Origin of the sequence: Paenibacillus alkalitolerans (genome assembly GCF_016482785.1) — a bacterium.
Classification (GTDB): Bacteria; Bacillota; Bacilli; order Paenibacillales; family YIM-B00363; genus Paenibacillus_AE; species Paenibacillus_AE alkalitolerans.
Genome location: NZ_JAEMXM010000034.1, coordinates 14,377 through 40,141 on the forward strand (window position 1 = coordinate 14,377; position 25,765 = coordinate 40,141).

Here is a 25,765-nt window from a genome sequence, read left to right on the forward strand (position 1 = left end):
ACCCTGTCGTTTTGATGAATAAGTTCGATGACTTCAAAGAACTAAGCGGATACGACTCGTACGGAAGCTATTTTGGTTTTAATCCGAAAAGGGAATTAGAACAATCGGGCTATCGAGAGGGCTAAAACCCTCCCTCTGCCCGAAGTCGGTTCATCCCCGACTTATAGAAGATCGGGGCATTCTCAACTGTTTCCGGTAAAATGTTCCGTTGTTGGCAATTACCGTATCAGGCTTACCCGCAGTGGAATACCCCGGATAAACCAGCATATCCTTAAACTTTTGCAAATCCGCGGGAGTCCAGCCGTTATAGGTGCTTTTGATGATTTCGGAGGCTTCCACCAGCTTCCAGGCGTATAATCCCGCATTTAATGCCTCTGTGCCTCCGCCTGTAACTTCGGTTAAATTGCTCCACGTATTAAAGATTTGAACGGATTTGTCGGCGTGGCGCGTATCGCCTGTAACCGCCCACATCAACGCATTCAAGTAGGCTGCGGTTACATCCGATTCGAATTCGCTGCCGTGGGTGGAATGTAACCGTTTTCAAATCAATCTCGAACCAAGGGCCGGCGTCAGCCGACCCTCTGTGTAACATCCGAGATGCAAAAGAATATGATTCGAGTTACTTCGTGCGGATCAAACCGACGCCGGCTCCAGCGACTGAATCGCGTTCAGAAGCTTAGAGGCCGCATCGTCGATTGTCGCTTGATCCGCATCCGCAGGAAGCGCATTCGCTTCGGCGACCGCGGCTTCAAGCGCTTGCCAGCTCTCTTCGGTATATTGCGTTTCATCGAGAGCGGCAGCTTCAGCCAGCAGCACCTTGACCAGGCTGTCGTCAATCCATGGCTTCGCCGTGTTATTCATCGCCGCCTGAATATCTTCCGCACTCAAGACGTAATTATATACGCGGAATTCGTCGATCAAACCGTTGAACAGCGGATCGGGCCACTGGCTCTTGCCGATATAGTTTACTCTCGGTTTGAAATCGCTCGGCTTGATGGTGGCATTGGTGTTGGTAGCTTTCAGTTCGCCGTTCACATACAGCTTCTCCATACCGCCGCCAAGCGTCACCGCCACATGCACCCATTCATTCGCCGGCAGCTGCGTCGTTTGGACGAGCTGCTCGCCCCCGCCGTTCTTGATCGCGAAACGCAGCGTATTGCCGCCGGATCTCGGCGTAAGGAACAGGTATTGACTCGTATTGTTGCCGAAGTCGAAGATACGCTGCCATGCGTTTCCGCCTCTCCAGTTCACCCACGCGGCGACTGTGACAGTATCGGCTGTGGACAAAGCGTGCCAGGAAGGCAGCGTGACGAAGCTGTCGGTTCCGTTCAGATCGATCGCCTGTCCGAATTTTCCTTCCGCGTAAACAGGCGTTCCGTTAGCGGTTCCGTGCGATCCGCCGAATGCGTTGTCCGCATTGCCCTCAAACGAATAGAGCGACATAGGAACCTGAACCAGCAAAGCTTCGGCCTGTTCGCCGATCCGCTCCAGTTCTTTCAGGTACGTGTAGTAGCTGCCCTTCGTATAGTTAATAGGCTCGCCGATGTAACTCTTCGCCGTTCTCTCGCTTTCCAGCTTGAACGGCGCAGTAGCCGTAACGTACAGATTACCCGGAGCAACGCCGATTTGCGGGATGCTTACGGTAGCGTACGTGCTTTCGGTGACGGTTGCGGCGCCGAGCGCGTCGGTATCCGACGAGTTCCGGTATACCTTAACAACCGTTCCTTCCGCCGCAAGCCCGGAAACTTGAACCGTATCCGCCGATCCTTCCTCGTTATTCGTTACTTTGATATCGGTTTCGGAAAGTGCAGCGGTAATGTTGTCCGTCTTGTATTTCACGATCAATTGAGGTCCGAATTGACCCGGGACGCTGGTGCCGGAAGTATATTCTTTCGTCAACGGGTTCACTTCCGCGCTAGGAACCGACAGCAAGAACGTCGCTCTGGCGCCATGGTTCGCTTTTATGATCTCCGTCACGTCCAGGTACCAGCTTCCGTTGACGCCATACACCGTATTCTCACTTTCGGGCGTTATCATTGCCGATGCATTCGGTCCTTCGAAGAAAGCCAGAGCATCTTCCGTGCTTCCATTGAAATACTCGGCTTTCAATTCCGCTCCGAGAGTGCCGCCGCCGCCAGGCTCCTTCCAGTCGTCCCACTCGATATGGTGCGCGCGAAGAAGCGACGATCTTGTGTTGGAGCGATACATTTTCAAAGTCACGGACTCGATATTTTCATCCTCGAAATCCGGTACGTTGTTAAACGTAACGATTCCGAATCTTTTATTCCCTTCTTCCGTCCCATTGGAAAGAATCGTCATCCACGTTGCGTCGCCGGGCCCCGTAGTGTTAAACCGCAGTGTGGCATCCTTCTCGGCCTTCAAATGGATGAGTCCGTTTTCGCCCGGGTATGACTTGGCCGTTCTGGCGCTCTCCATCTTGCCGGGAATCGTTGCGGATACGTACAGAACGCCCGACTCCGAGCCGATTTGCGGAATGCGCACTATTCCGTAGGTGCTTTCTGTTACGGTTGTGCCAAGCACGTCGAGATCCGTAGGCGTACGGTATACCTTCACTACGGTGCCTTCCGGCAGACCCGACACTTCGATCTCGTCGTCCAGACCCTCAAGGTAGTTTGTCACCTTGATTGAGGATACGCGAGGCGCCGGCGTTTCGTTAGGCAGATAAACCGCATCGGAAAATCGAGCACCGTTCCGTCCGCGGAGATCGCTGCAATCTTATACGCCGGGAAATCTTCGAAGCCCGGTCCGACGTCCGTATACGACAATAACGGAGATTGCGAAACAAGGGCCGTCCACGGGGAGTTGTCCGCCAGCTCCAAAGTGCCCGGTTTGAATACCGGATCGGTTAAAGCAGCATCCTTGTCATACGTGCGGAAGAGACTGAATTTCACCGCTTGCTTCGGTTTGTTCCATGCAAGCGAAATGCTGCTGCCGTCTCTCTTCACATACGGATATACTTGTCCGCGCGGCATTTCTTCTACGCTCACGCTGCTGAAGCTCGCATCTTGGACCGCAACGACACCCGCATAGACCGCATACGGGAACGGGGTAAACATTCGCTTCACCATCTGCCAATTCGCGCCGTCCTTGGACACATACGCGTGAATGTAATGCGAATCGTAGTCGCGAACGAGCTTCAGGTACGGATAGTCTTCCGCGCGAAGTCCGATCAGCATTGCGTTCATCGGGCTTTTCTTTTCTTCCGAGAAGGCGTGGCGGGAATCCCTTGTACGATTCTGCAGAACGAGATTTCCGTCCTCATCGGCGCCGAAATAAATATACCGGGTGTTCTCTTGCAGCTTATCGCGCAGCATGATGCCGCTAGCGCTGCCGCTCCAGCTGTCCAGCTTCGCGCTGACGGCGCTGCTGCCGGCCACAACCTTGTTTACAAAATGCAGCGAATCCCGCAGATCCCGATCATATATGATCAGGTCGTTGCCTTCTCCGAGGCCGCGTCCGTTCGCGCCGGCGATCGCGATGCTCGAGCCCGACACCGTCGCGCTGCCCGCCGTCGTGCCGATGCGGTCGTCACGCCAGTCGGTATCGGTCAGTCCGGACTCGGGAACGGTCAGGTCAACCTTTGCCCGATAGGATTCGTCTCCCGCTCCTATCTCGTTCACACCGGAAGCTTTATAGTAATATACCTTGCCGTTTTGAACCGTCGAATCTTTGTAGTAGTTCCCTGTAACTCCTGTTGCAATGAGCTCGTACTTGCCGTTTTCGGTTTCCGAACGCGTGATGTTGTAGGATTTTGCTCCGGCTGTGGTTTTCCAGGTGATTCCCGCATAGCCGTTGCCTGCCAACGCGCTTGCAAAGTCAACGGTATCCGGCTCCTTGTCCTTGTGATAGTCGGACGTCAATTTCAATACCATTGCGGTTTTAGGAGGTACGGTCACTTTCCCGTTGCGCGCAATCGGAAGCTGCTGCCCGGATACGAGATCAAGGACTTCGCTTCCTTTGTAATCCGTAGGTATTGTCACTTCAAAGGATCGCTCGTTTCCGTACACGTCGCGGGTCGTATTGAAAATCATGAAATACTTCCCGTACCTTGCAGTCAGCAAATCCGGATAACCGGCATAAGGCGTATCGGCCTCAAAGTTATCGCGGTCCGTCTTGCCGACGCCGGGCTGATACGTGATCGGGATAATTTCTCCCGCCATCGATTGCGGCGCCTCGGCGCCATTCGTCAACTGGTCCTCGAAGAAGACCATATCGATATTGTCCATGCGAATCCAATAATCTTGATATTGGAATTTGCCGTCGGTCGCGATGTGGACAATATGGTCGTAATTGTCGCCAAGAACGTGAAGTCTGCCGTTTGCCCGATAGCCCTTGTTGAGCTCGTTCAGGTTGGCGAACATTCTGAAATCGCCGTCGCGCATCGAGATGAACATATTGTCAATGTCGGCCCAAGCAAACTGTTCGTAGTCGGCCGGGTTCACACCAAGCACCGCTATTTCTTCTTCCGAATAATAGTCGAAATCCGTCTGCGGAAGAACGACGCCCGCCGCTGCGCTGTCAAACCGGTCAACATCGGCGCGGGTTTCCGTAATGTATTTGTACGTTTCCGCCAGATGGTAATCTTCTCCGCTATTTGTGCCTCTGGTTCCGAAGGTGAAATTGAACAGTTGGCGATCCGCAAGCTGCTGCTGCGCGAAACCGACCGCTTCCTTCGCATACCGCCAGTACTCGTCCCATTCCGGACCGCTGTACTTTTGCTCGTTATGAACCATCGCCATTTCCAGGGAAGCGTACTGCAGCGCCATTCCGGTTGAAGTTCTCGCGCCATACGCGTAGAAACCTGGCAGAGCCGTGTTCCGCTCATCCGTGACTTGTTCCGCTCTCATAATTCGTTTCCCGTCGTCATCCACACTCGTGTACCGGGTGAACCCTCGGGCATGCATGTTTTTCAATGCCAGTTTCAGAATTTCATCGTTCAATTCCTCATCGCCGGGGTGGTTTAACGTTTTGTAGAAGTACTTCACAAGGTAGTTGGCCGCCTCGCCGTAATTGGCGACATATCCGTTTTCCCTTGTCTGCCCCGCTTCCGTCAGGCCGTAGTAATGCTTGCCGTACGGCAGCCGCCTGACGACGTTCCCGTTCGCATCCAGCTTGCTCTTCGCGAGTCCCTTAGCGACAATTTGCAAGTAATCTTCCGTAAATCTAGCCGTCCGGTCGTGATAGAACAAGGAATGGTACAAATCCAATTCTTCGCCGCCCGGACCGACCAGCACTTCTTCTCCGAGGAACGGTTTCCCCCCTAACGCTTCAAGAAGAATCTGATGGCTTCGCTCTTTGCCTTCATAGAAAGGGGAGCCGATCATGCGCAGTCCTTCGTGCGCTTCCCATGCGCCTTCATACGTATACACGACTTGATTATAGATGTAGGACAGTCTGGAACGGGCAAAGTCGAAATTCGCTTTCAGCACACGCTCCCACGCTTCACGACGGGATAATTCACCGCCATTCCAGTCTGCTCCCGCAAGCGAGTACAGTCCATCGACCGTTCCCGTCACAAACGGCTGATCGAGGAATGCGTTGAATGCGGCCTCGCCATAAATGGCGTCATCCTTGATGAGCTGTTCGACAATATACAACGCCTCGCCTAATGCGCCATAATAGCCGCCCCAGTCGCCTTGATGGCCGCCCCATGTCACGAGCCTGATGTTGCCGTAATAGTCTTTGACATGGTTGTCGATGACTTTGAAAATACGTTCCAGCGCTGCTCGTTTCTCTTCCGCCGTCTTGGCAGGAGACCAGTCATAATGGAGCGCACTCGCATAAAACTTCAGTTCGTCCTTATACCGTTCGATCGATAATTTGGCACCCGCGCTGCCGTCTATTCTAGCGGAATACGAATTGAAGTTATTGATCAGGTTTGATGTATACTTGTCGATGATGGACTGCTTCTCTTCGTCCGTTATATCGTCTCTTACATAAGATTGACCTTCCTGGAGTTTTGTGCCCTGCACCTCGCCGGATACGTCCAGATACGCTTCGGTATGCGTATAAGCGTTATAGTACCCTCTTGAGGGCTGATCCACGATCGCACCGAAGTTCCCGCTGAACGTCCTTAATGTTATTTCGACAGCGTTGCGCCCGTATGTATGCTCTAACGGAAGCAACGTCGTACTGTAGTAGAAACGGTTCGGCAAAGCGCCGCTTGAGCCCATCTGGAGCGCCTGATAGTCTCCGACGCGGCGGTACCCGATTTGCTCGCCGTTGATGTATACCATCGTTTTGTAGCTTGACGCGTCGCTGCCCCAGAACTTAACGGTGAAATAGTTTTGGGCAGCCGGGTCGACTTTCATCGTGAAGGACATTTCTCCGCCCTGGATGTCGGCCGGAGTGCGCGGAAGCGCGACCCGCGCGGATTGGCCCAAAGCTCCGGTGATTGCGTCGGTGAACTCGCCTTCGAAATCGTGTGCCTGTTCCGATTCCGGGTTGCCGAATATGAGCTTGTCCAGGTGGCCGCTCGTTGCTTGTTCCTCCTCAGCCATAACCGTGCCGGCTCCGATCGCCCCTGTCGCGGGCATTGCCAGTGCGGCGATAAGAATGACAGCCAAGATTTGTTTGGTACGCCTGAATGTCTGCATGAAACCGGGTAGCAAATTTCTTTGCATCATGTACCTCCTTGTGTTTTGAAAGAGCTGATTGCGGCGAAAAGCAGATTCGATCACATATGCCGTCGGACCCCCCTTTATATTGCGGTTGTTGCCGCTGCAGCATGAATGCGTTTACATTCGATGCTGCTAATTAGCATATCATGGATACAAATTAGTATGGATGTACATTTTTTAAGTTTTGACTGCAAGATTTTTAAGAGATTGCGAGAGATTTGGGTTCGGACAGGCAGAGGCGATACCCCGGTTTCGGCGGCTGCAACTGATATGCCGGTCGTACAGAGGCAAAAAAATACCGCTACAGCACCCATTCGTCGAATTGGGTATCTGTAGCGGTCATTTGTTTCCGTTGCATATGCGGTGACGGCGCATATTGGCGGTTTGCGGCAGCGAAGCGGTAATATGTTTCCGCTGCAGGTAAGCAATCGGCGATATTTACTCCGTAGCGGAAATTTGTTTCCGCTAGCGTCCCGAACGGAGCCGCTTAGTCCGGGAGGCGCTTATCCTTCGCCGAATCGGACGGCTTATCCTCCGCGCGGACTTCCGTAAATTGTCCTTCCACCTCGGTTCTCTGTTGGCGGTCGGCTGCGGTGGTGCGGGAACCTTTTTCCGCCTCGGGGTTGTCGTCGTCTTTGAGCAGTTCTTTCGTTCCCTCTTTAAACTCGCGCAAGGTGCGGCCGAAGGCGCGGCCGAGCTCGGGCAGCTTGTTCGGTCCGAATAGGATGAGCGCAATGATGACGATCAGCAGGATGCCGACCGGTCCTATATTTCCAAGCATGGGCGTTCCTCCTTCTTATTTGAGCAGCCCGCCGTAGCCCATGGCGACGATGTCGGGGCGCTCGATGCGCTCGCCCGCGCAGATGCGGGGCAGCAGAACGTCGAACGAGGTGAATTTCTCGTGCATGACGGCGCCGGGCAGTCCAAGTATCGGCGTATCGCCGAGGTATGCCATCATGAGCATGGAGCCGGGCAGCATCGGATTGCCGTATGAGACGATATCCGCGCCGGCCTTCTTGATCGCTCCCGGCGTCCGGTCGTCCGGATCGACGCTCATTCCGCCGGTGACGAGGATGAGATCGGCACGCTGCTGCTGGAAATACCGGATGTGCTCGACGATCGTGTCGGTTGAATCGGGCGAAAACCGCTGTCCGATCACTTCGGATCCGAAGGCGGCGAGCTTGTCTTTGAGCACAGGCCCGAATTTGTCTTCGATCCGGTTGTTGAACACTTCGCTTCCCGTGGTGATAACTCCTGCTTTCAACGGGCGAAAAGGCTTCACCGTAACAAGATGATGCCCGAGCTTCTGTTTGTGTTCGGCGGCTTTCCGCTCGAATTCGGCAATCGTTCGCTCTTCAACGATGAGCGGCACGACGCGGGTCGCCGCCAGCGCCGTGCCGAGTTGGACGACGGCATTGTTCAGAATGGTCGAGAACACGACGTGCTCGATCGCGTTGACGGTATTGACAAAGCTTGCGTCGATTTTCGCCAAGCCGTTGATGGTCGACTTCAGCGAAATTTTCCCTTCCGCCGGCGGCGTCAGTTGTAAGTTTTCCCCGGCTGCGGCGGACGCCATTCTGTACGCGGCGTCGTCCTCGTGCAGCCACCCGTCGGGTACGTCAAGTATGTAAATATGCTCTTTGCCGATGTCGAGCAGCAGCGGGATATCCTCTTCGGTGATAATATGGCCCTTGCGGAACGCCTGGCCTTTGAACTCGCCGGGCACAATCCGCGTGAGATCGTGGCCGAGTCTAAGACCGATTGCGTCCTGCACCCTTACTTCTTTCAGCATGTGGTCAGGCTTCATTCGTCCCGCTCAGCCTCCTTCCCGTGCAAAGTTTCGAGCGCTGCGGACAGTTCGTCCATTATGGAGAGCATGGCCAAAGATACGCCCTTAGGGCTGCTCGGCAGATTGACGATGAGCGTGTGCCCGCGCACGCCGGCCGTTCCGCGGAATTGTGCGGAGAGGCGCCCTTTGGCTCTTGCGCCCGATCTGATGATCTCGGCAAATCCGGGCACCTCCCGTTCGACGACCCGGCGCGTCGCTTCGGGCGTTATGTCCCTCGGTTGAAGTCCGGCGCCGCCGGTCGTAAGAATGAGATCCGCATGATGATAATCGGTCATCTCGATCAGCGCCGCCATCACTTCGTCGGTTTCGTCCGGCACGACGCGGTCGTCAACGATTTCGCCGTTCAGTTCTTCTTCGGTCAGCTCGCGGATGACGAGCGCGCTGGTGGACTCCCTTTCCCCCCGGGAGCCTCGGTCACTTGCCGTTAAAATCGCCACTTTCCACCGCATGCTTCGTTCCTCTCCCTCTGTCTCGTACAAAATCTCCGCTTTTTCCGCCTGTTTTTCTAGTTAGCAAGGTCGGGCCGATTTCCATCGCTTTGTCCAATGCCTTGCACATGTCATATATGGTGAGCGCAGCGGCCGAAACGGCGGTCAGCGCCTCCATCTCGACACCGGTTCCTCCCGTGGTGCGCACGGTTGCGTCGATGTACAGCTCGTCGTTGCCGTTGTCCTCGAATTCAATGTCTACGCCGGTAATGAGGATCGGATGGCACATCGGTATGATGTCCGGCGTCTTCTTCGCGGCCATAATGCCGGCCACTTGCGCGACGGCGAGCACGTCTCCTTTGGTGACGGCATGCTGTTTGATCGCCTGCAGCGTCTCCGGCTTCATGACGACGGTCGTCGATGCGGTAGCGGTACGGAGTGTCGCCGTCTTGCCGGATATGTCGACCATGCGCGCCCGGCCCTGTTCGTTCATATGGGTGAAGTTGTCGTTATTGTGGTCGGCCATCGCTTCGTTAGGTTCCTCCTTTCCGCGAAGCCTACACCGCTCCACCGCCGTGCTTCGTGGCGAAAGCGGCAGGCCGCGATTGGCGATCATGACTAATTATGTATAGCGTCAATTACTAGGGACGTGAATGATCCGCGCTTCCGTGACGACGAAGCGCACGGTCGCGTCGTGCGGCTCGGCCGGCACGGCGTCGATCAGCTGCGCCTCGAAGGCGGGCGCCACGGTAACGGTGGCGCCGGCGCCGATGCGTTCGAGGAGGCGGTCGTAGTAGCCGCCTCCATAGCCGAGACGCCGGCCTGCGGCGTCGAAGGCGAGCCCGGGGACGAGCATGAGCGAGATCGCCCCCGTCTGTTCGAGCCGCGGCGTCTGCGGCTTCGGTTCGCGGATGCCGTAAGCCCCCGGCTCGAGGTCTTGTTCCCCTGCCGCGACGTGCAGGGTCAGCTCCCGCGTTGCCCCAGGGTCCACCCTCGGCAACGCCACCTTCACGTTCCGCTCCCAGCACCAGCGGACGATGCCCATCACGTCCGCTTCCGAGCGGAACGGGACAAATGCGGCGAGCGCCTTACCCTCGCCACGCCCTTGCAGCAGCGTCTCCGCCCACGCCTCCAAAAACCGGAGGCATATGGCGTTCGAGCGCTCCGTTCTCTCCCGCTCCGTCAATCCGTCGCGGATCGCCGCCATCCGTCTGCGCAGCGCCGCCTTCTGTGCGGCAAGCGCCGGGTCGCGGTTGCTCTCGGTGTTCGCGGAATTTTGCCGTTGATCGTCATTCACGCCCATTGTCCCTCAATCTCACTGTATTGCTGGCTTTCTTTCTATATTGTACCATAAGTTCTCACCCCGCCCGCAACAAACGTTCGCTTACCGGTGGCACCGGACGCCGGAATTCGTTACACTTGGAAATAGCGTGAAATGATTCGAATGCAGTACCGTTTTTTACGCTATCTATAATAATTCGAAACATATGAGGAAAATAAGGGTATTCTTTACCACTATTTATTAAATTTTTTTGACGAAAATGTCATCATGCCTTTCATGGGACGCGGAGGGACCACATACTATGCTTCTTCAAGCTTCGGGTATCGGCAAAAATTTCGGAGCGACCACCATCTTGTCCAATATCCACCTGCAAATACAAGAGCGCGAACGCATCGGTCTTGTCGGCGCGAACGGCGCGGGGAAGTCGACCCTGCTGCGCATCCTCGCCGGGGAGTCGTCTTACGACGAAGGTCAGCTGTTTCTCGCCAAAGGCATGTCTATCGGATACTTGGCGCAAAACAGCGGCCTTCAGTCCGACGAATCGATCCAACATGAGATGCGCGCCGTCTTTGCCGATTTGCTTGCGGTTGAGTCCGAGCTGCGTGAGTTGGAAGCCCGAATGGCCGATCCGGCTCTGGCTGCCGACGAATCCGAATATAACTCCGTGTTGGCGCGTTACTCCGCCAAATCCGATGCGTTCCGCGAACGGGGCGGTTATGCGATAGAGGCGACGATTCGCGGGGTATTGCACGGAATGGGATTCAGCGGCATGCCGCCGGACACGATCGTCTCCACCTTAAGCGGCGGCCAAAAGACGCGCCTGGCGCTCGCCCGGCTGCTGCTCGTCAAACCGGACATTCTTATGCTGGACGAACCGACGAACTACCTCGATATCGAAACGCTCACTTGGCTGGAGTCGTATCTGCGCAGCTATCCGGGCGCCGTGCTCGTCGTTTCCCACGACCGGTATTTTCTCGATGCGCTCGCGGACACGATCTATGAAATCGAGCGAACGTCCGCCAAGCGGTATACGGGCAATTACTCTTCTTTTGTAGAGCAAAAGGCCGCCGAATACGAACGACAACTCAAATTATACGAGAAACAGCAGGAAGAAATCGCGCGCATGGAAGATTTTGTACGCCGCAATATCGTCCGTGCGACGACCACGAAGCGGGCGCAAAGCCGCCGCAACATGCTCGAACGCATGGAGCGCATCGACCGGCCGCAGGGCGATTTGAAGAAAGCGTCTTTCCGCTTCGAAGTAGATCGCTTGTCCGGGAAAGAAGTACTGCAGGTGCGCGATCTTGCAATGGCTTATGAAGGCACGGCCCCGCTGTTTTCCGGGGTCGGCTTCGACTTGCGCCGCGGCGACTCCGTCGCGTTAATCGGCCCGAACGGCATCGGCAAATCGACATTGCTGAAGGCGCTGGTCGGCCAGATGCAGCCGGCGAACGGCACCATCCGCTGGGGCACCAACATTACGATCGGATATTACGACCAGGAACAAACCGGGCTGAACTTGAACAATACAGTTCTTGAGGAATTATGGAGCGAGTACCCTCACCTGGAGGAAGTGCGAATAAGGACGGTACTCGGGAACTTTTTGTTCAGCGGAGAAGATGTTTTGAAAAAGGTTTCGACATTAAGCGGCGGCGAGAAAGCCCGGGTCGCTTTGGCGAAGCTGATGCTGCGGAATGCGAATGTTTTAATATTGGACGAGCCTACCAACCACCTCGATCTGGTAAGCAAAGAAGTGTTGGAATCGGCGCTGCTCGATTACGAAGGCACGCTCTTATTCATCTCTCACGACCGTTACTTCTTGAATCGAATGGCTGAACAAGTGCTCGAATTAAGCCCCCGCGGGATTCGACATTTCCTGGGAAATTACGACGACTTTCTTGCCAAAGCGCAGGAATTGGATGAGGAAGCCTCGGAACGTGCCGGAACGGCAAAGCCCGCTGCCGCCGTTCGGAAGGCGGCGGTCGAAGAGCCGGCGGCGATCGGCGCGCAATCGTACGAAGCCGAGAAACAAGCCAAACGCGAAGAACGGAACCGCCAGAGGCGTCTTGAACAGCTGGAGAAGGAAATCGCATCGGCGGAAGAAGAGCTTGCATCGTTGGAGGAACGGTTGACCGATCCGGAAATATATAACGATTATGTCTCGGTGCAGAACCTTCAGTCTGAAATTGATGAGCTGAAGGCGAAGCTTCAAAAATGGTACGAAGAATGGGAAGCTTTATTGTCTTAGAGCGGATGGCATAAGAGGCGCATCACCTTCGTTTGGGGAATGCGCCATTTGCCTCTTAGTGCACACATTTTATCCACAGTTTCGGGGTAACTGCCTGTGGATAATGTTGATAACTAATAATTAAGCCCATTAAATACGCAAAAATTGATGTGGACAAAAAAATGCCGCCATTTCTTTGGCGACATTTTTCTTTGAATTTTTCTTTGATTATCGAATAACGAAAGCACGTTTAATTTTTTTGTTTGCCAAACGCTCGCGTATCTGACCCATCTTTACTTCCCGGCGGATATCGAGGATCGTCTTTTCCCATTCTTCAACCGAAACTTTTTCGGTATTTGCCTCGTGGTACATCCTCGCGTAATCGTGCATCGTTGGGTAATCTCCGATTAATTGACGAATAGGCGCATAATAGTTTACGAGCTGGACGGCTGCATCATGGAAATATCCAAAATCATCAACAAGATGTTCGACAATAGCTTCCTCACAAATATCAAACTCGTGGAATGCTTTGGTCTGTTTCTTCATGATATATCCACCTTCCTTTTGTAAACATGTAATGTCCTTCTAATCGTAGTAGGCGCTCCAGATGTTCATTGGAAAAAACGAATTGATACCCAAGTTGTAAAGAATCGAGCTTTTGATGTTCTTTATCCCGGGTGATTTGGTCGTAGAACCAGTGCATGCCTTTATTCCATTTTATTGCTTTTCGAACAATTATGCTAGTTCGGTTATCGGCCATGGGTCCCATGATGATGTCGGGATGTGGTTTGCAGGGATCCTTATCCTTATCACGATTTTTTCGATGTGAGAAGATGAATGATGCCCAATTCAGGCTTTCTGCACCGAAATAAAGAATAAAAGGTTGGAAATCAATTTGTGTTTGATTTAACTTGATTCGTAGCACGCTTGGTTGTCCTTTTAGTCCTCGGGTTTCCTCATATGTAGAAATTGCCCACTGTTTTGCCTGTTCAAGCGAAATAGTGGTGTAAAATCCAGCGCCAAAATCTCGGTCGGGAACCCAATATTCTCGATTCAGCAATTTCTCCCGGAACGATGGAAGGCGGTTGCTGAGAGTCCCGTGAAAAAGGGTTTCCGGGGATAAAAACTGTTGTATCTGCATGTCACATCTCCTAATAAAGAGACCGAGGCCTCGCCCCGGTTCTCTGTCCCTCAATTTCGCAACTGTGTGACAATAACATCGTTGGTGTCGCCGGCAATTTTAAACGGCACGTCGTGACGTTCCACATGGCCGTTATTCCACGTGACGGTAAATCGCATCGTATAATTGCCGTCGCTCAGCGTTTTCGAAAAATCCGTATTGACCATCTGTGCCGTGTAGTTGACTTGGTTTCCGCTGCTCATATTCACCGTGTCGCCGGTGGCTGTTAACGTTGCGGTAACTTGCTTCGGCTTCGTCGCGCTGGTTGAAGTATCGGTCACAGCCGCTCTTAACTCGAATGCCTCACCCGCCCAGAAGGTATCCGGCGAGCGTGCTTTGTTAGGGAACTTTGCGTTCCAAGCTTGCCGGTAATTCTCCCATTCCGGAGTATGCAGCACCTGACCGGTGATGCTTAAGTCGCCTACAACGATCGTCTTGACTTCCGTGTCTGCAGCGCTATGCGGGTCCGTCACCGTTAAAGAAACGGTCCATGAACCGGGACGGTTCCGGGTATCCGCACCCGCGATCGATGCATCTTTCGTTGTAAACGTCTTTGCATAGCCGCCAGGTCCGCTGACGGTCCACATGTACGTGAGCGCATCCCCGTCGGGATCGCTTGAAGTATTCGTGAGAACGATGGTATCGCCTTCCCACGCCGGATTCGGCGTCCACGTGAAATCGGCGACCGGAGGGCGATTCACCATAAGCCAACGATAGTCGGACCAATTCGACCAAACGAACCAGTCATATACTCTTACTCTCACCTTTAATTTTTGCCCCGCCGGCAAGTCGGTGTTTGGTGTCCAACTGTTTGAAGCAGCCGAGGTGTTCTGCCAAACTTGGCCCGAACTTGCCACCGTCCATGTATTGGCTTCATTAATAATTTCCACTTCATAATATTGGAATACCGTTCCCGGATCCGGATCCGTCTGCGTCCAAGTAATCGCCGGCCGTTTGGTTTCGACGATCGTCGGCTGCGCCTGTGAACCGGTCGGATACGTAATCGTTGCAGTCGGAGCATTATTGATAAAGAGCCACGTTTGAGCGGACCACGCCGACCAGTCGGCGCCGTCATTAACCCTGACACGTACTCTCATCTTTTGACCCGTCGGAAGATTGGATGTCGGTGTCCAGCTTGCAGCAGTTGAGGAAGTCGACTGACCTAACTCTCCTGAGTCAAGGATATACGCAGTATTTGATTCATTTGTAATCTGGAGCTGGAACCCGCGAAAGACCGTTCCGGGATCGGCGTCCGTTTGCTGCCAACGAAGCAGCGGACGCATTGATGTTTCCATTGTCGGTACTGCTTGAGTGCCGTTCGGGTATATCATGGAGGCAACCGGTATATTATTTGGCGGAAACGGATTCGTAACCGTAATGCTCGAAACCGCCCAATTGCTCCATGCCCCGTATTCATCCATGACCGCTAATCCAATCTGATACGTTCCGTATTCCGACGGCCGGATCAACTGCGCCTCAACATATGATCCGCTCGGCGTGACGTAGTAATATTTCCTGTCGAAAACACCTCTTGTCGTTTGATAATTTTTCCCGTCCTCCGGCGCCGAGTAAGTCCATGCATTGGCCCATCGATCCGGATCATAGCTGCTGTCATTGTACCCTACTGTATTGTCGGCTTTCAGGTATGTTGTTAATTGTGCGACCGGTTTCCTATGAACGATGATCCGCTTTGTAAACTCGTTAGACGGCTTCCTGTAGCCGGCGAATACATTGCTCGGATAACGGTAATTCGGATGCGGATCGTCTAAGGCCGACAAAGTTACGTCGTATACGCCGACTTTATCAAAGTAAACTTGGTTGCTCGAGTACGTTTGCCCGTGAAGAGCCGAATACCCCTGATTGTTGATGAATTTCGGTGTATGGCTGTACCTCCATTGATAACTGCCGGAGATCGGGTCGTTTTCCAGATCGCTGTAGGTAATGTTGGAGTAACGAACTTCCGCTCTCGCCGATCCTTCTTCCCACAAAGCATAGCTTTGATCCCAATGTACCGATGCAGGGGATATAGCTTTAGTTGTTACCATTCCGAATCGAACAAACGACTTGTCGGAAAACGGTCCGATTTTTCCACTGCCGTACTGGGAGTCTGACACACTGAAATAAGGGACGCCACCGACGAATACATCAATTTTTGAGCCTAATGCGCGAATCATAATATTCTCGCTTGTCTTATCTTGGAACGGGTAATTGCTTTGACGAAGCACCGTTCTGGCGCCGTTCACGTATTTCGACAAATACAACGTTGCCCCGTCTGTTTCTACCGTATACTTATTGATTGAATCGGCCGCACGAAACGCTATCCCCGCCATATCACGGTCCCCGTCGGCGTCATCTAAACTCATGCTGAAATTGATTTCCACGTCGCTTACGGAAAAACCGGAAAGGAACTGTCCAAGTGAAAACGGTTTTGCAATTGCGGGTAGGTCAGATGGTTCCCCATATGAAATCCAAGGAATGAGAGTATACGAGCTTGGCTCATCCGCACCTGTCACCCTGTTATGAAACGATAAATACAAACCATCACCGATATACGTCCCAAACCTTTCCCTATCGGCCATAGTCGCTATAGACGAGCCAATCGATACTACACCACCTGGATCGAATTGAGAATACACGGAACCGTCTTGCCTATAAACTGTACTTCGATTAGTCCATAATCCATCGGGTGTAAATTGCCCAGACTTAGGCGCTTGATAATTTCCGTTCCAATCGACCAGGAAACTGGATCTCATTGAATCAAAATCATAAGTTGCGCGATCCGCTAACGTTGTCGCGCCTGTTGTCATATTTATTCTTTCAACATAATTCGCGCTGTCACCCCAACCGTCCCAATCATATGTTCTTACGAGAACTTCTTTTTTTAGAGGATTTTCAGCTATGACTGGTTTACCTTCAGGTTCATCTTTGCTTCGGATTTTATTGCCTTTGAGTTTTACCCTCCATGCTAGCGTATAATCCGAATTAATTTTTGTCAGGTATGTGATTCCACGATTGCTATAATTGCTAGAATGCCCAAATTCATAAATATAAAGATCGCCATTTTGTCCTTCGAAAAACTGATCAGGAGACGTGTTTATTGTCTCTTCTTCATAATTTATAGTGATATTAACATTCCCTAACATCGGAACGATTTTCGTACTTACAACTTTTGCGTTTCTATCAAATTCTTCAAATACCCAATGCTCACCAAGTTCAGCGCTGTATGAGGAAGATACTATGACAAGGTTATCTCCCTTAACAAATACATTGTCAACACCACTGATGTAATCATCGTAAGCTAACGATGAGTTAATATAAACTCCGGTTTTTAAGTCGTAAGCATGCAATACCTTAAATGAATAGTCATCCCATTTCGAAACATTATAATCCTCATCACATTCACGACATGAAAGCTCAACAACATGATACAGTGTATTGATTCCGGCCTTAAATACCCTCGTATTAGGATTAATATCAACTCTAGTAATAGAAACATTACTTCCGAGTGCATCTTTTTCCGCTTGAGAATAAAATTCCCACGTATTTTCGTGTCTGTATTGTTTTTTTACATAATACGTCGGGATGTTATCTGTATTATCTTCCTGCCAAATTCGATCATACGGTGAACCATCCAGGTATATGTGTTTCCTCTCAACGTAATCCATGTCATAACGACTTACTTTTGATTTGTTAAATGCATAATAATTCCCTTCAAACTGAAAATATAGATGACTTCGGGTTGTATAATAGTTTGGTTGGGCGTAATTATTAAAACTAACATATTTCCATCCACCCGCACCATTAGGTACTAATAAAGGCCCCGAATATTCTGTATTCTCTAATTTGATTGCTCGATATGGATTAAGACCGTTATTTCCGTAACCGTTGTCGCTTAATCCGAACATCCACGGGCCATACGACTCGTCACTGTCACGGAAATAAAACTGTCTCTCCGGTTTCCGTCCTAATCCACCTACCAAGTTGTTACTACTTACTGACCATTTTTGCCCTTTCGATGATATGACTCTAGGCGACGTCGTTTCATACAACGTCCAGTTATTAAAGATACTGCTTGGAGAAAATGGCGTTATGGGATTCAGATCCGTCTCAGGATTCCGACCTTCAATTGCAAAGGATACCTCCGGGGCCAAGTTTATTACGTCAAGGATAAGCCCAGTCGGTTCGGAAAGGGTGTCGTCTGATTTTCCGTAATCCTCTGTCGCCTTAATGTAAAATTGATACTTCCCTACCTTTGTCGGCCTGTATGTCGCCTTGGTTAAATCACCGGTGAGCACTTGCCATGGATCATCGCTAAATCCATTGTTATTGCTGTCGTACCGCACTTTATATTCGACGCTTCGAATAATATCCCCATCGATGCTGTATGACCTGTTATATAGCGTATATGTGTTGTTCCGGAGCCCGAGCGGCACGATCTCCCCTTTTGCAACAGGCGGCTCGTCCGGCAGGACGGTAAGGGTGTGCGAGTCCGGTCTAAGCGATTTTAAACCGGTATTGTCGTATACATGAAGCTCTAAGGTCACAGTTCCTGGCGTGGTGTACCTGTCCCGTTTGTTCGTCCATTCGTCCCTCGTATGATCAATGGTACGCCCCGACACGGGACTATAACTTTCCGCAGAAGAAAACGGGGAAGGCAGCGGCCGGTTTTCCTTCACCACATCCGGACCTGTAATGACAGGGATTGGGTTAGGAGGTACAACCTGCACACCCCCCTTAGCCGTCAAGCCTTTCCACTCAATAACTACTCGAGTATTGCCTCCTTCGATCCCGGTTACGTCGCCTCGCCAATCAACGGAAGCAATACGTGGATCCTCAATCGTCCATGTCGCCTCCGAGTCAGGGACATACTTCCACAAGGACCATTCCGCAGTTCCAACCTGGCGTTCCTTATAACGGCCGTCGAAATCCGCCGAATCTCCGATGGCGATAGCCCTGGAATCAGGATCCACATCTAACATGTATTCTATCTCAGGTTCCGGCTCCGGTTCTGGATCGGGAGTAGTTTTAGCCAAAACGTTCAGCGTCGCGGTGTCAGACAGAGCGTTCCACGTCCCACGAACCGTTGTCGTGCCGGCCGATTGCCCTTCGGCTACCCCAACCGCGTTTATCGTAGCGATCGCGCTGCTCACGGTTGACCAGCCAATCAGGGAGGAGGAAATAGGCTCCCATGTCGTTGTTCCTTTTACGCGGGCCTTGGCCGTATAGGATCTCGTTTCGTCCACATACATTGTCCAAGGATCCGGCTGAATTTCCAGGGCATCGTACTCCTTATCTGGCGGCGGTGCTGCAGCCGGTTCGTAATAGAAATAAACGTAATACCTGCTGAACTGCGAGCTGTCATAAGTGAAAGCTCCTGGTCCCTCTCCGCTTACCCACGTTGGACCAGCTGGAGGCGGTTCATCTTGCTTTTTCTTGTAACCTATGTAGGTATAGTCCGCATTCGTGGGATTCCTGTAGTCGTACTCTTGCCCATGAACAAGCGTCTCATCACGGTCATCGAAGATCCCGTCAAGGCTTTGTCCGTCAGTGGTAAAATGGCGAATGTACGCCGTGCCGGTTTCCGGTGCTATTGGCTCTAGTGTAATCGTATAAAGAATTGGAAAGTAATATCTGTATGCTTCAACTGCATCCGCAAATTCGCCAGAAATAGTTAAGTCTTCACCTAAATCTTCTGGATCGATTGTTGAAAGCCATCCGTTTCGCACAGACACGCTTCCGGAAACCGAATCTGTCCCATAACCTGAAATACTGGATAAATCAACCGTAAATGTGCGATCGGTAACGTAACGTTCAATGTCGGTATAATTTTGACCGTATCTAGACTGCCTATAAATCTCCGCACCCGTTAATTCTCCGTCTTGCATAGAAACATCAAATCGCTCAGCTGTAATATTTATAATCTTTCGCCCAGAAATCGTAATATCCAAGCTGTATCTGAAAAGATCCACTGGGTCTCCCGGCTTTTTCCCTTCCCCAGTCCATTGTCCCGCTGTATTTTTCCAAACATCATAGTAGCCATTACCGACCCAATAATGGACATTGTGATCCGAACCGCTGGCAACCGTCGCAATTGTTGCAGCTTCGGCCTTGTTAACAATAGGTGAAAATGTAAAATGGATCGAAGTAAGCAATATGGAAAAACACAAGGTAAGGGCCAAATATTTTCGATGCTTCACGACGCCTCTCCTTAAAACGGATTTTCCATCAAAACGATGTACTCTCCTACATGGAAAAAGCCGACATACACCACTTTATCAAGGGTAAATGCCTTATAATTTTTATCTCCACCGCCTGTATTATCCCGTGGGGTAACAATGGCATATTGTTGTTCCAAATTTCCATCGGGGAGTTTCACATCTTTGCCAAAGACGGAACTCCGAAGGCGAGGTTCATATTGGTCCCCTGTAAGCAAAGCAGTTTCGCCAATTGCACCGCTGTTTTTTATGAAAAACACCTTTTGTCCTTTCCAGATATCATGAACAACCACGTCCCCAATTTGGATCGGAAGATGTTCTTTTGTAATGACATACAGTTTTGTGTATGGTTCATCTTTTTCAAAAAATTTACCCATAACATCAGTAGTTAAATATTTTTTGTAATTCTCACTGCCGAAGTATTTGCGAAAATGATCTACACTTTTAGATTGAATCTCCATTTCTTTCGGGGTCAAAAACACCTTTTCCCCTACATAGACGTACTTGCTATATCCATCCCACTCTACCGTCTGGCCAAGTGCTTCGCTCACGAATCGAAGCGGCACGAACGTACGCCCTTGACGCACAACGGCAGCTGTGTCAAAAGCGACTTCCTCGCCATTCACAAGAGCCTTCTTCTCACCGATCACAAGTGCAATGTATTTTCCATCCATCGAAATTTCTACGCGATCCACTTCATCATGCCATGCTACTTTCGCCCCGAGATTTTCAGCAACGAAGCGAACCGGTACAAGTGTCCGATTATTAGAATCCACAAACGGCTTTGCGTCGGGGAACTTTAAACGTTTTCCGTCCATAATTACGTTAATATTTACAGTAGCCGGTGCAGCATCAATTCCAGGTCCACTGAATACGGTCATACCAATCACGGCAACAAGTGCAGTTAGCAATCTTCTTTTCATAACAATCTCTCCTCACAAATGCTCACTTTACATGTTTATCGACGGATTGCGGAAAGGTTTTTATATTGCACGATAGATAACAGGCTCAAACTGCTCGCCTCCCCTTTTACACTAGAACGAATAAAGCAAAAGGCGCAAACACCCTCCACCTACCGAAACCTCACACTAGCCACGCTCGATAGCACGATCGGTTCCACTCGTCCGGTGCCCGTCACCCGATGGTGCACCTCCACAACTGCAATCACCGACGGACCGTACACGGTCACATCGACGTTACGCACCGTCTCTTCCGCAGTCCCGGCCCGCACAACTACACTCTGGTGCAGAACAACCGGATATGACGGAGCGCTGACGAACTGAAGCATATGGACAACCGGCGCTTCCGTCAAATAACTGCCCGTCTGCGGCTTTCCCTGGCTATCCAATCGCATATTCATATGCAAATATTTATAAAAATCCGCCGTCCCCGCAGCCTGATCCCACACTAATCTGCCATAAGCAGCCTCCATGGGATCAATGTTAATGGCGGCGGCATGCGCTGCACGATCGAGAACAAGCTTCGTCTTCGTCTTATTTGCAGATTGCAGCATCCAATCCAGCGACACTACAAACAAAGCCACTGAAAAAATAACCGCCATCAATCCGAACAGCAGGACGTGCGCGCCTCCGCGCTCGTCCCGCAGCAGCGACACCCCGTTACTCATAAGCCTCGCTCTTCCCATACAGAACTATCCTGTAAAATCCTTCATTCTCGCCGGAGCCGCCGCCAAAACCAAGCGCGCCCAGCATCCGGGTAATATTAGGAGCCGGATATTTAACAACCAGCCTTATGGTCGGATCGGCGGAATCCCGGTACACCTTGGAGACGGTGCTCCCTTCGAACGACGGATATGTCACGCCTCCGACCGTCACCGCCCCCAAACCCAAACCGGACAATCGGTTCGCCGCGGCAGCCGCCACAGCCGGACTCACATATCCGAGCGCCTCGGCTTCCTTCAACGCATGGTTCGCCACAACATTCAAGTGGTTCGCCTTCATTATGTACACAAAGAAAGGAACTCCCGCGAAGCTGATAAAGAGAAGCAGCGGGACGACGAACATCGTCAACAGCAAGCTATCGGCGCCTCCGCGCTCATTCTTTACCATTCACAACGCCTCCTTGCTCGTTTCTGAGCACTACGCGTCAATCTGCAGATTGACTCCTAATTCGTTACATAATCGAAACCGCGCACCGTATTCGTCACCGATTGATGACCGTCCCGGACGGCGTCGTTCAAGCCGGCCCCGCCTTGAAAAATAAATACCGCTATCCCGAACAACAACACCAGCAGTCCTAGAGAGACCAATAACTTCGTCATATTACGGAGTCGTAGAGGTTACCGCGCCGGAGCTTGCATCAACACCCAAGTTACCGTTAGTCAACGATGTACTCACATCGCGTCCACGATCCACTACTTGCGTCGCCACCAAGTCGCCTATAAAAAGTACCGCACCCAACAACAAAACCGCCAACGCCAATGCCACACCGATTTTGCTCATATCATTTTCCTCCCAAATGAATAAAATTTTATTTTTAAAACGCATTCCGTATTTGATCCCTCGTCGACACTCCGGCATCCCCGACCGCGGGTACGATGAGCTCTCCGAACGTGAATAGCGCGGCTCCCAACACCAATACCGCAAGCGCGATCGTCGTAAGCAATTTCGCCAAGCCAAATCACCTCCCTACCCGCCTGTAAAACTGACCGTCAACTGCTCCAGCACCGTTAAAACCCACGGATACACAAACAGGAACAAACATACGAGAAAAGGAATCATGATATAAAAGCTGATCCAAACCGGAGCGTTCTCGATCCGCTTGTTCAGTTCCGCCTCCAAAGTCGAATCGATGGATTTCGAGTGCTCGATAAGCAGCCGACTGACGTCGGACGGTTTCGCCGCCGATATCGCCATGAAGGCATTCACGAGCGGATACACTTCCGAAATGCCTACTCCGTCTTTGAAGGCCATGATCGCTTCTCTCTGGTCCTTCCCCCACTGCGCCGCCAACTGCTGGATATGGGGACGCAGCAGGCGAAGCGGCCGTCCCGCTCGCAAAATCATCTCGCGAATATCGGTATGATCCGTTACGCAAATCGACAACCGATGCGCAAACTTCGATATTTCCAGCAAGCACCGCGACCTCCGTCTTGCCGCAGAAAACATCAAAATCCATTCAGGAACGAACCAAAGTATAAATCCGGCCAGCGCCGCGAGAACGAACAACCGGAATATTTCCGCCATTGCAACGGCGCCGACAACCCCGAATCGGGATAAAGAAAGCATCAAGATTAGGTACACTCCGGCGCAAACCGAACCATACCGGAACTGCCGGTATTGCCGGTATGTCCAACGAACGCCCGCCAGTCTAGCCTTCTCTATAAATGCTCGTTCCTTAACGGAGAGAACGGGCAGCAGCAGCCCTTCCTCCCGCCGCCCGGCCCTCTGGCGGAAACGTTCCACCAGCGCGCGGATCGGATCACGCCTGGTACGGGCGAAAGGAAGAAGCAGCACGCTCCACACCATGCCCGATCCGGCGGCAAACGAGGCATACCACAACCATTGCATGCCATCACCTCTCTTCGCGCTTCAAAAAGTTTTCCGACCGGAACGAACGACCATCACCATCGATACAAACATCACAGCGGACGAAATCATGAGCGCAAGCTTGCCCATCGGATTGACGAAATAATGCCGGTAATTCATCCCGTCGGCATAGATGTTGAAAAACACGATAAAGAAAGCAAACGCGATCATTACGACCGTCCCGATCCGGTACACGGTCACCATCGCCAGCCGCTTCTCCTCATTCTTCCGGGCCGTCTGCATGTCGATCACCAGCTTGTGGAGCGAATCGATGACATCGTTGCCGTACTTATGCTTGATGAGCAAAATATCCGCCAAATCTTCCGCCCACACATTGTCCACTCTTCGTGCAAACTCATAGAGTGCGTCTTCCAGCGAGTACCGCATGTGCGACTGCAGCTCCAGAAGCTTCCACTCGGACCGGACGTGATCGGGCATTGTCGGCGACGACCGGGCGATTATGTCTTGGACCGTGCGGCCGACGCTGTAATGAGCGATCATATTTTGAACGAGCTTGATCATGTCCAGCGCGATGCGGTGACGCTTTCGCTGCAGCCGGAATTTCACGTAAAAGTATGGCAGCGACCCAATCAGAATTGCGATAAATCCGTTTAGCAGCCACGTGTTTGTGGGAATCATCTTGTCCGCATCCAATGCAAAACGTTCCCGCAGCCCCGACACCATCCCGTTCACCGCAAACCAACCGATAACCCCAATAAACAGCATCGCTCCCGCTACAGCTTCCACCGGCGCTTTTATTTCGGCTATTTCCATGTCGTCCGCTAATTTTCGTACAACAGGAATTTCTTTCAACGACACGCCCGCCGCTTCGGTACGGGACGGCCCAAGAACGATACGCCGGCGCCTGCGTTCTTTCAGCCGGTGAGAACACCACGCCAGCCACGTAACGATAATGAGACCGGCACCCGCAACCCATAACGCATAAAACACCGCCGTAGCCCAACGCACCGTCATTCCCACACCCCCAATGCTCTGAACGGCTCGCTTTCAGCTCCATAAGAGTACATATGATTGCGTAACGGCGCGCTTAGCTTGTGGCCGGTGAAGCGCCACGTTTTCGCCTCGAAATCCCACAGGACAAGCGGCCGCACTTGCGGGTTTGCCGATTCATCCACCGACAATTCCGTTATTTCGGTTACGATGCGGCGAACTTTGCCGCCGATGCGCACCAACCGCAAGAAGACGAGAATATTGAAAGCGCGCGCTACCCGGCGTTCCACGTCTGCATAATCATGCATCCGTCCGTCCTGCTTCACCATGTCGACGACATCCGACAGGAACGACTCCCGGTATTTCGTATGCATCGTGCCCATGACGTCGTGCCCGCGAAGCGCCCCTTGCACCATCTGCGACACTTCCGCGCCCTTCGCCTCCCCGACGATCACCCATTCGGGGCTCATAACCAACAGCGGCTTGAACGCTTCTTCCATCGACAATTCCGAATCCGACGACTCCCGGGCCGCCAGGATATTCCGCTGCCCCCGAAGCCTCTCGCGCAGCGCAATTTCAAACTCCTTCTCCAACGTCCGGATGCGTTCTTCCTCCGGAATTTCCGATGCGATCGCAAACAGAAAAGTCGTCTTGCCGGTGTTCGTACCCCCGCCGATCAGAAAGCTTGCGTGATATCGGACGAATAGTCGGAGCAGCTCCGCCATTTCGCCGTTGATTGTCCCGAGCTCAATAAGCTTCTCGAGCGTTACGTCCTTCACGATGAAGTTCCTTATATGAATGCTAGGAACATCCGTGTAAGGTTCCCTCGTCATCACGAGCCGGGAGCGATTCCATAAATACGACTGCACGAAAGGCTGCCGTTCGCTGATCGGCTTCTTCCCGCATAAAGCGAGCCGGTCTTGCAGCAGACGGACTTCTTCCAAGCTTGCGAAGGAACGGTGATGGAGAGTCTGCCTGCCGTTGCGAATGAGAAAGATGCGACGTCCGATCACCTGCACCTCCTCCACATCCGGCAGCTGCTTCAAATCTTCAATGAGCCCGGCGCCGCAAGTCATCGCGAATACACATTCCGTAGGAGAAAGGGTGTCTATTAGAGTAGCCGGATCGATCTCTAGCCGATATTCGGTCAACAGAGTATCTATTACGGCTTTCATCCTGGCCTGTGCGCCGGGTTCTCCAAGCCCTGCTTGCAATATGTCCCTATGAAGCTCCTCGTCCCCCTTCGAACGATTCGTAAGGTGCTCATATATGATCTGGGAAGCGTCTTCCAAGGGCAGCCGGTTGTTTGTACCGTCAGCATGCTGCTCATGCTTCCCGTGAATTCTTGGAACACCGGCATTTTTCGATTCGATGTAATGAATATCTCTTACATAGTTAGCCGCATTGAAACGAACTCTCGCTTTCAACCCAGTCATCCGCTGCC

At 52.0% G+C, this 25,765-nt stretch carries 20 protein-coding genes and 1 pseudogene; 1 reads left to right on the forward strand and 20 read right to left on the reverse strand.

Features of this window, described 5'->3' with window-relative positions:
* Window positions 1-150: 150 nt before the first annotated feature.
* The 8 genes and pseudogenes from JET16_RS28245 to JET16_RS28280 form a co-directional block, all read right to left on the reverse strand.
* Window positions 151-516: pseudogene (locus tag JET16_RS28245) on the reverse strand (alginate lyase family protein); the annotation flags it as partial.
* A 117-nt stretch (window positions 517-633) separates the two neighbouring features.
* Window positions 634-2,640 carry a LamG-like jellyroll fold domain-containing protein gene (locus JET16_RS30995; RefSeq protein ID WP_199624383.1) on the reverse strand — a complete coding sequence of 669 codons (2,007 nt, stop codon included), beginning with the start codon at window positions 2,638-2,640 and terminating at the stop codon, window positions 634-636.
* Entirely contained in the window at window positions 2,637-6,647 is a 4,011-nt protein-coding gene (locus JET16_RS28255; protein ID WP_199624385.1) for a fibronectin type III domain-containing protein, read from the reverse strand. Before JET16_RS28255 ends, JET16_RS30995 begins: the two co-directional genes overlap by 4 nt.
* A gap of 481 nt (window positions 6,648-7,128) precedes the next feature.
* Window positions 7,129-7,422: a twin-arginine translocase TatA/TatE family subunit gene (tatA, locus tag JET16_RS28260; protein ID WP_199624386.1), complete on the reverse strand. Its 294-nt coding sequence runs from the start codon at window positions 7,420-7,422 to the stop codon at window positions 7,129-7,131.
* Window positions 7,423-7,437: 15 nt separating this feature from the next.
* Entirely contained in the window at window positions 7,438-8,448 is a 1,011-nt protein-coding gene (locus tag JET16_RS28265; RefSeq protein WP_199624387.1) for a molybdopterin-binding protein, read from the reverse strand.
* Window positions 8,445-8,939 (reverse strand): MogA/MoaB family molybdenum cofactor biosynthesis protein, encoded by a 495-nt coding sequence (locus JET16_RS28270; protein ID WP_199624388.1) that lies wholly within the window; start codon window positions 8,937-8,939, stop codon window positions 8,445-8,447. The genes JET16_RS28265 and JET16_RS28270 overlap by 4 nt, the downstream gene beginning before the upstream one ends.
* Complete coding sequence (gene moaC / locus JET16_RS28275) at window positions 8,905-9,444, reverse strand: cyclic pyranopterin monophosphate synthase MoaC (RefSeq protein ID WP_199624389.1); 540 nt, start codon at window positions 9,442-9,444, stop codon at window positions 8,905-8,907. Before moaC ends, JET16_RS28270 begins: the two co-directional genes overlap by 35 nt.
* A 108-nt stretch (window positions 9,445-9,552) precedes the next feature.
* A complete protein-coding gene (locus tag JET16_RS28280) occupies window positions 9,553-10,221 on the reverse strand; it encodes a 5-formyltetrahydrofolate cyclo-ligase (protein ID WP_199624390.1) in 669 nt (222 codons plus the stop codon).
* Between the two features lie 280 nt (window positions 10,222-10,501).
* Here JET16_RS28280 and JET16_RS28285 point away from each other — a divergent pair, with 280 nt between their 5' ends.
* Complete coding sequence (locus JET16_RS28285; RefSeq protein ID WP_199624391.1) at window positions 10,502-12,448, forward strand: ABC-F family ATP-binding cassette domain-containing protein; 1,947 nt, start codon at window positions 10,502-10,504, stop codon at window positions 12,446-12,448.
* A gap of 207 nt (window positions 12,449-12,655) precedes the next feature.
* Here the strand turns inward: JET16_RS28285 and JET16_RS28290 are convergent, their stop codons facing one another.
* From JET16_RS28290 to JET16_RS28345, 12 genes are all read right to left on the reverse strand, one after another.
* Window positions 12,656-12,973, reverse strand: a complete 318-nt coding sequence (locus JET16_RS28290) for a hypothetical protein (protein WP_199624393.1) — start codon at window positions 12,971-12,973, stop codon at window positions 12,656-12,658.
* Window positions 12,939-13,568 carry a DUF3990 domain-containing protein gene (locus JET16_RS28295; RefSeq protein WP_199624395.1) on the reverse strand — a complete coding sequence of 210 codons (630 nt, stop codon included), beginning with the start codon at window positions 13,566-13,568 and terminating at the stop codon, window positions 12,939-12,941. The genes JET16_RS28290 and JET16_RS28295 overlap by 35 nt, the downstream gene beginning before the upstream one ends.
* 50 nt (window positions 13,569-13,618) lie before the next feature.
* Window positions 13,619-19,804: a PKD domain-containing protein gene (locus tag JET16_RS28300; RefSeq protein WP_199624397.1), complete on the reverse strand. Its 6,186-nt coding sequence runs from the start codon at window positions 19,802-19,804 to the stop codon at window positions 13,619-13,621.
* 11 nt (window positions 19,805-19,815) lie between these two features.
* Window positions 19,816-20,745, reverse strand: a complete 930-nt coding sequence (locus JET16_RS28305; RefSeq protein WP_199624399.1) for a copper amine oxidase N-terminal domain-containing protein — start codon at window positions 20,743-20,745, stop codon at window positions 19,816-19,818.
* 149 nt (window positions 20,746-20,894) lie between these two features.
* The gene (locus JET16_RS28310) at window positions 20,895-21,449 is read right to left on the reverse strand and encodes a hypothetical protein (protein WP_233532393.1); all 555 of its coding nucleotides are present in this window, start codon (window positions 21,447-21,449) and stop codon (window positions 20,895-20,897) included.
* On the reverse strand, window positions 21,442-21,891 hold the full coding sequence (locus JET16_RS28315) for a hypothetical protein (protein ID WP_233532394.1): 450 nt from the start codon (window positions 21,889-21,891) through the stop codon (window positions 21,442-21,444). The genes JET16_RS28310 and JET16_RS28315 overlap by 8 nt, the downstream gene beginning before the upstream one ends.
* A gap of 56 nt (window positions 21,892-21,947) precedes the next feature.
* Window positions 21,948-22,103, reverse strand: coding sequence for a hypothetical protein (locus tag JET16_RS28320; RefSeq protein ID WP_199624403.1), 156 nt, complete (start codon window positions 22,101-22,103; stop codon window positions 21,948-21,950).
* Between the two features lies 1 nt (window position 22,104).
* A complete protein-coding gene (locus JET16_RS28325; RefSeq protein ID WP_199624405.1) occupies window positions 22,105-22,284 on the reverse strand; it encodes a hypothetical protein in 180 nt (59 codons plus the stop codon).
* Window positions 22,285-22,318: 34 nt separating this feature from the next.
* Complete coding sequence (locus tag JET16_RS28330) at window positions 22,319-22,456, reverse strand: hypothetical protein (RefSeq protein WP_199624407.1); 138 nt, start codon at window positions 22,454-22,456, stop codon at window positions 22,319-22,321.
* 14 nt (window positions 22,457-22,470) lie between these two features.
* Window positions 22,471-23,352, reverse strand: a complete 882-nt coding sequence (locus JET16_RS28335; RefSeq protein WP_199624409.1) for a hypothetical protein — start codon at window positions 23,350-23,352, stop codon at window positions 22,471-22,473.
* 21 nt (window positions 23,353-23,373) lie between these two features.
* Window positions 23,374-24,345 carry a type II secretion system F family protein gene (locus JET16_RS28340; protein WP_199624416.1) on the reverse strand — a complete coding sequence of 324 codons (972 nt, stop codon included), beginning with the start codon at window positions 24,343-24,345 and terminating at the stop codon, window positions 23,374-23,376.
* Window positions 24,342-25,757: an ATPase, T2SS/T4P/T4SS family gene (locus tag JET16_RS28345; protein WP_199624418.1), complete on the reverse strand. Its 1,416-nt coding sequence runs from the start codon at window positions 25,755-25,757 to the stop codon at window positions 24,342-24,344. The genes JET16_RS28340 and JET16_RS28345 overlap by 4 nt, the downstream gene beginning before the upstream one ends.
* Window positions 25,758-25,765: the final 8 nt, after the last annotated feature.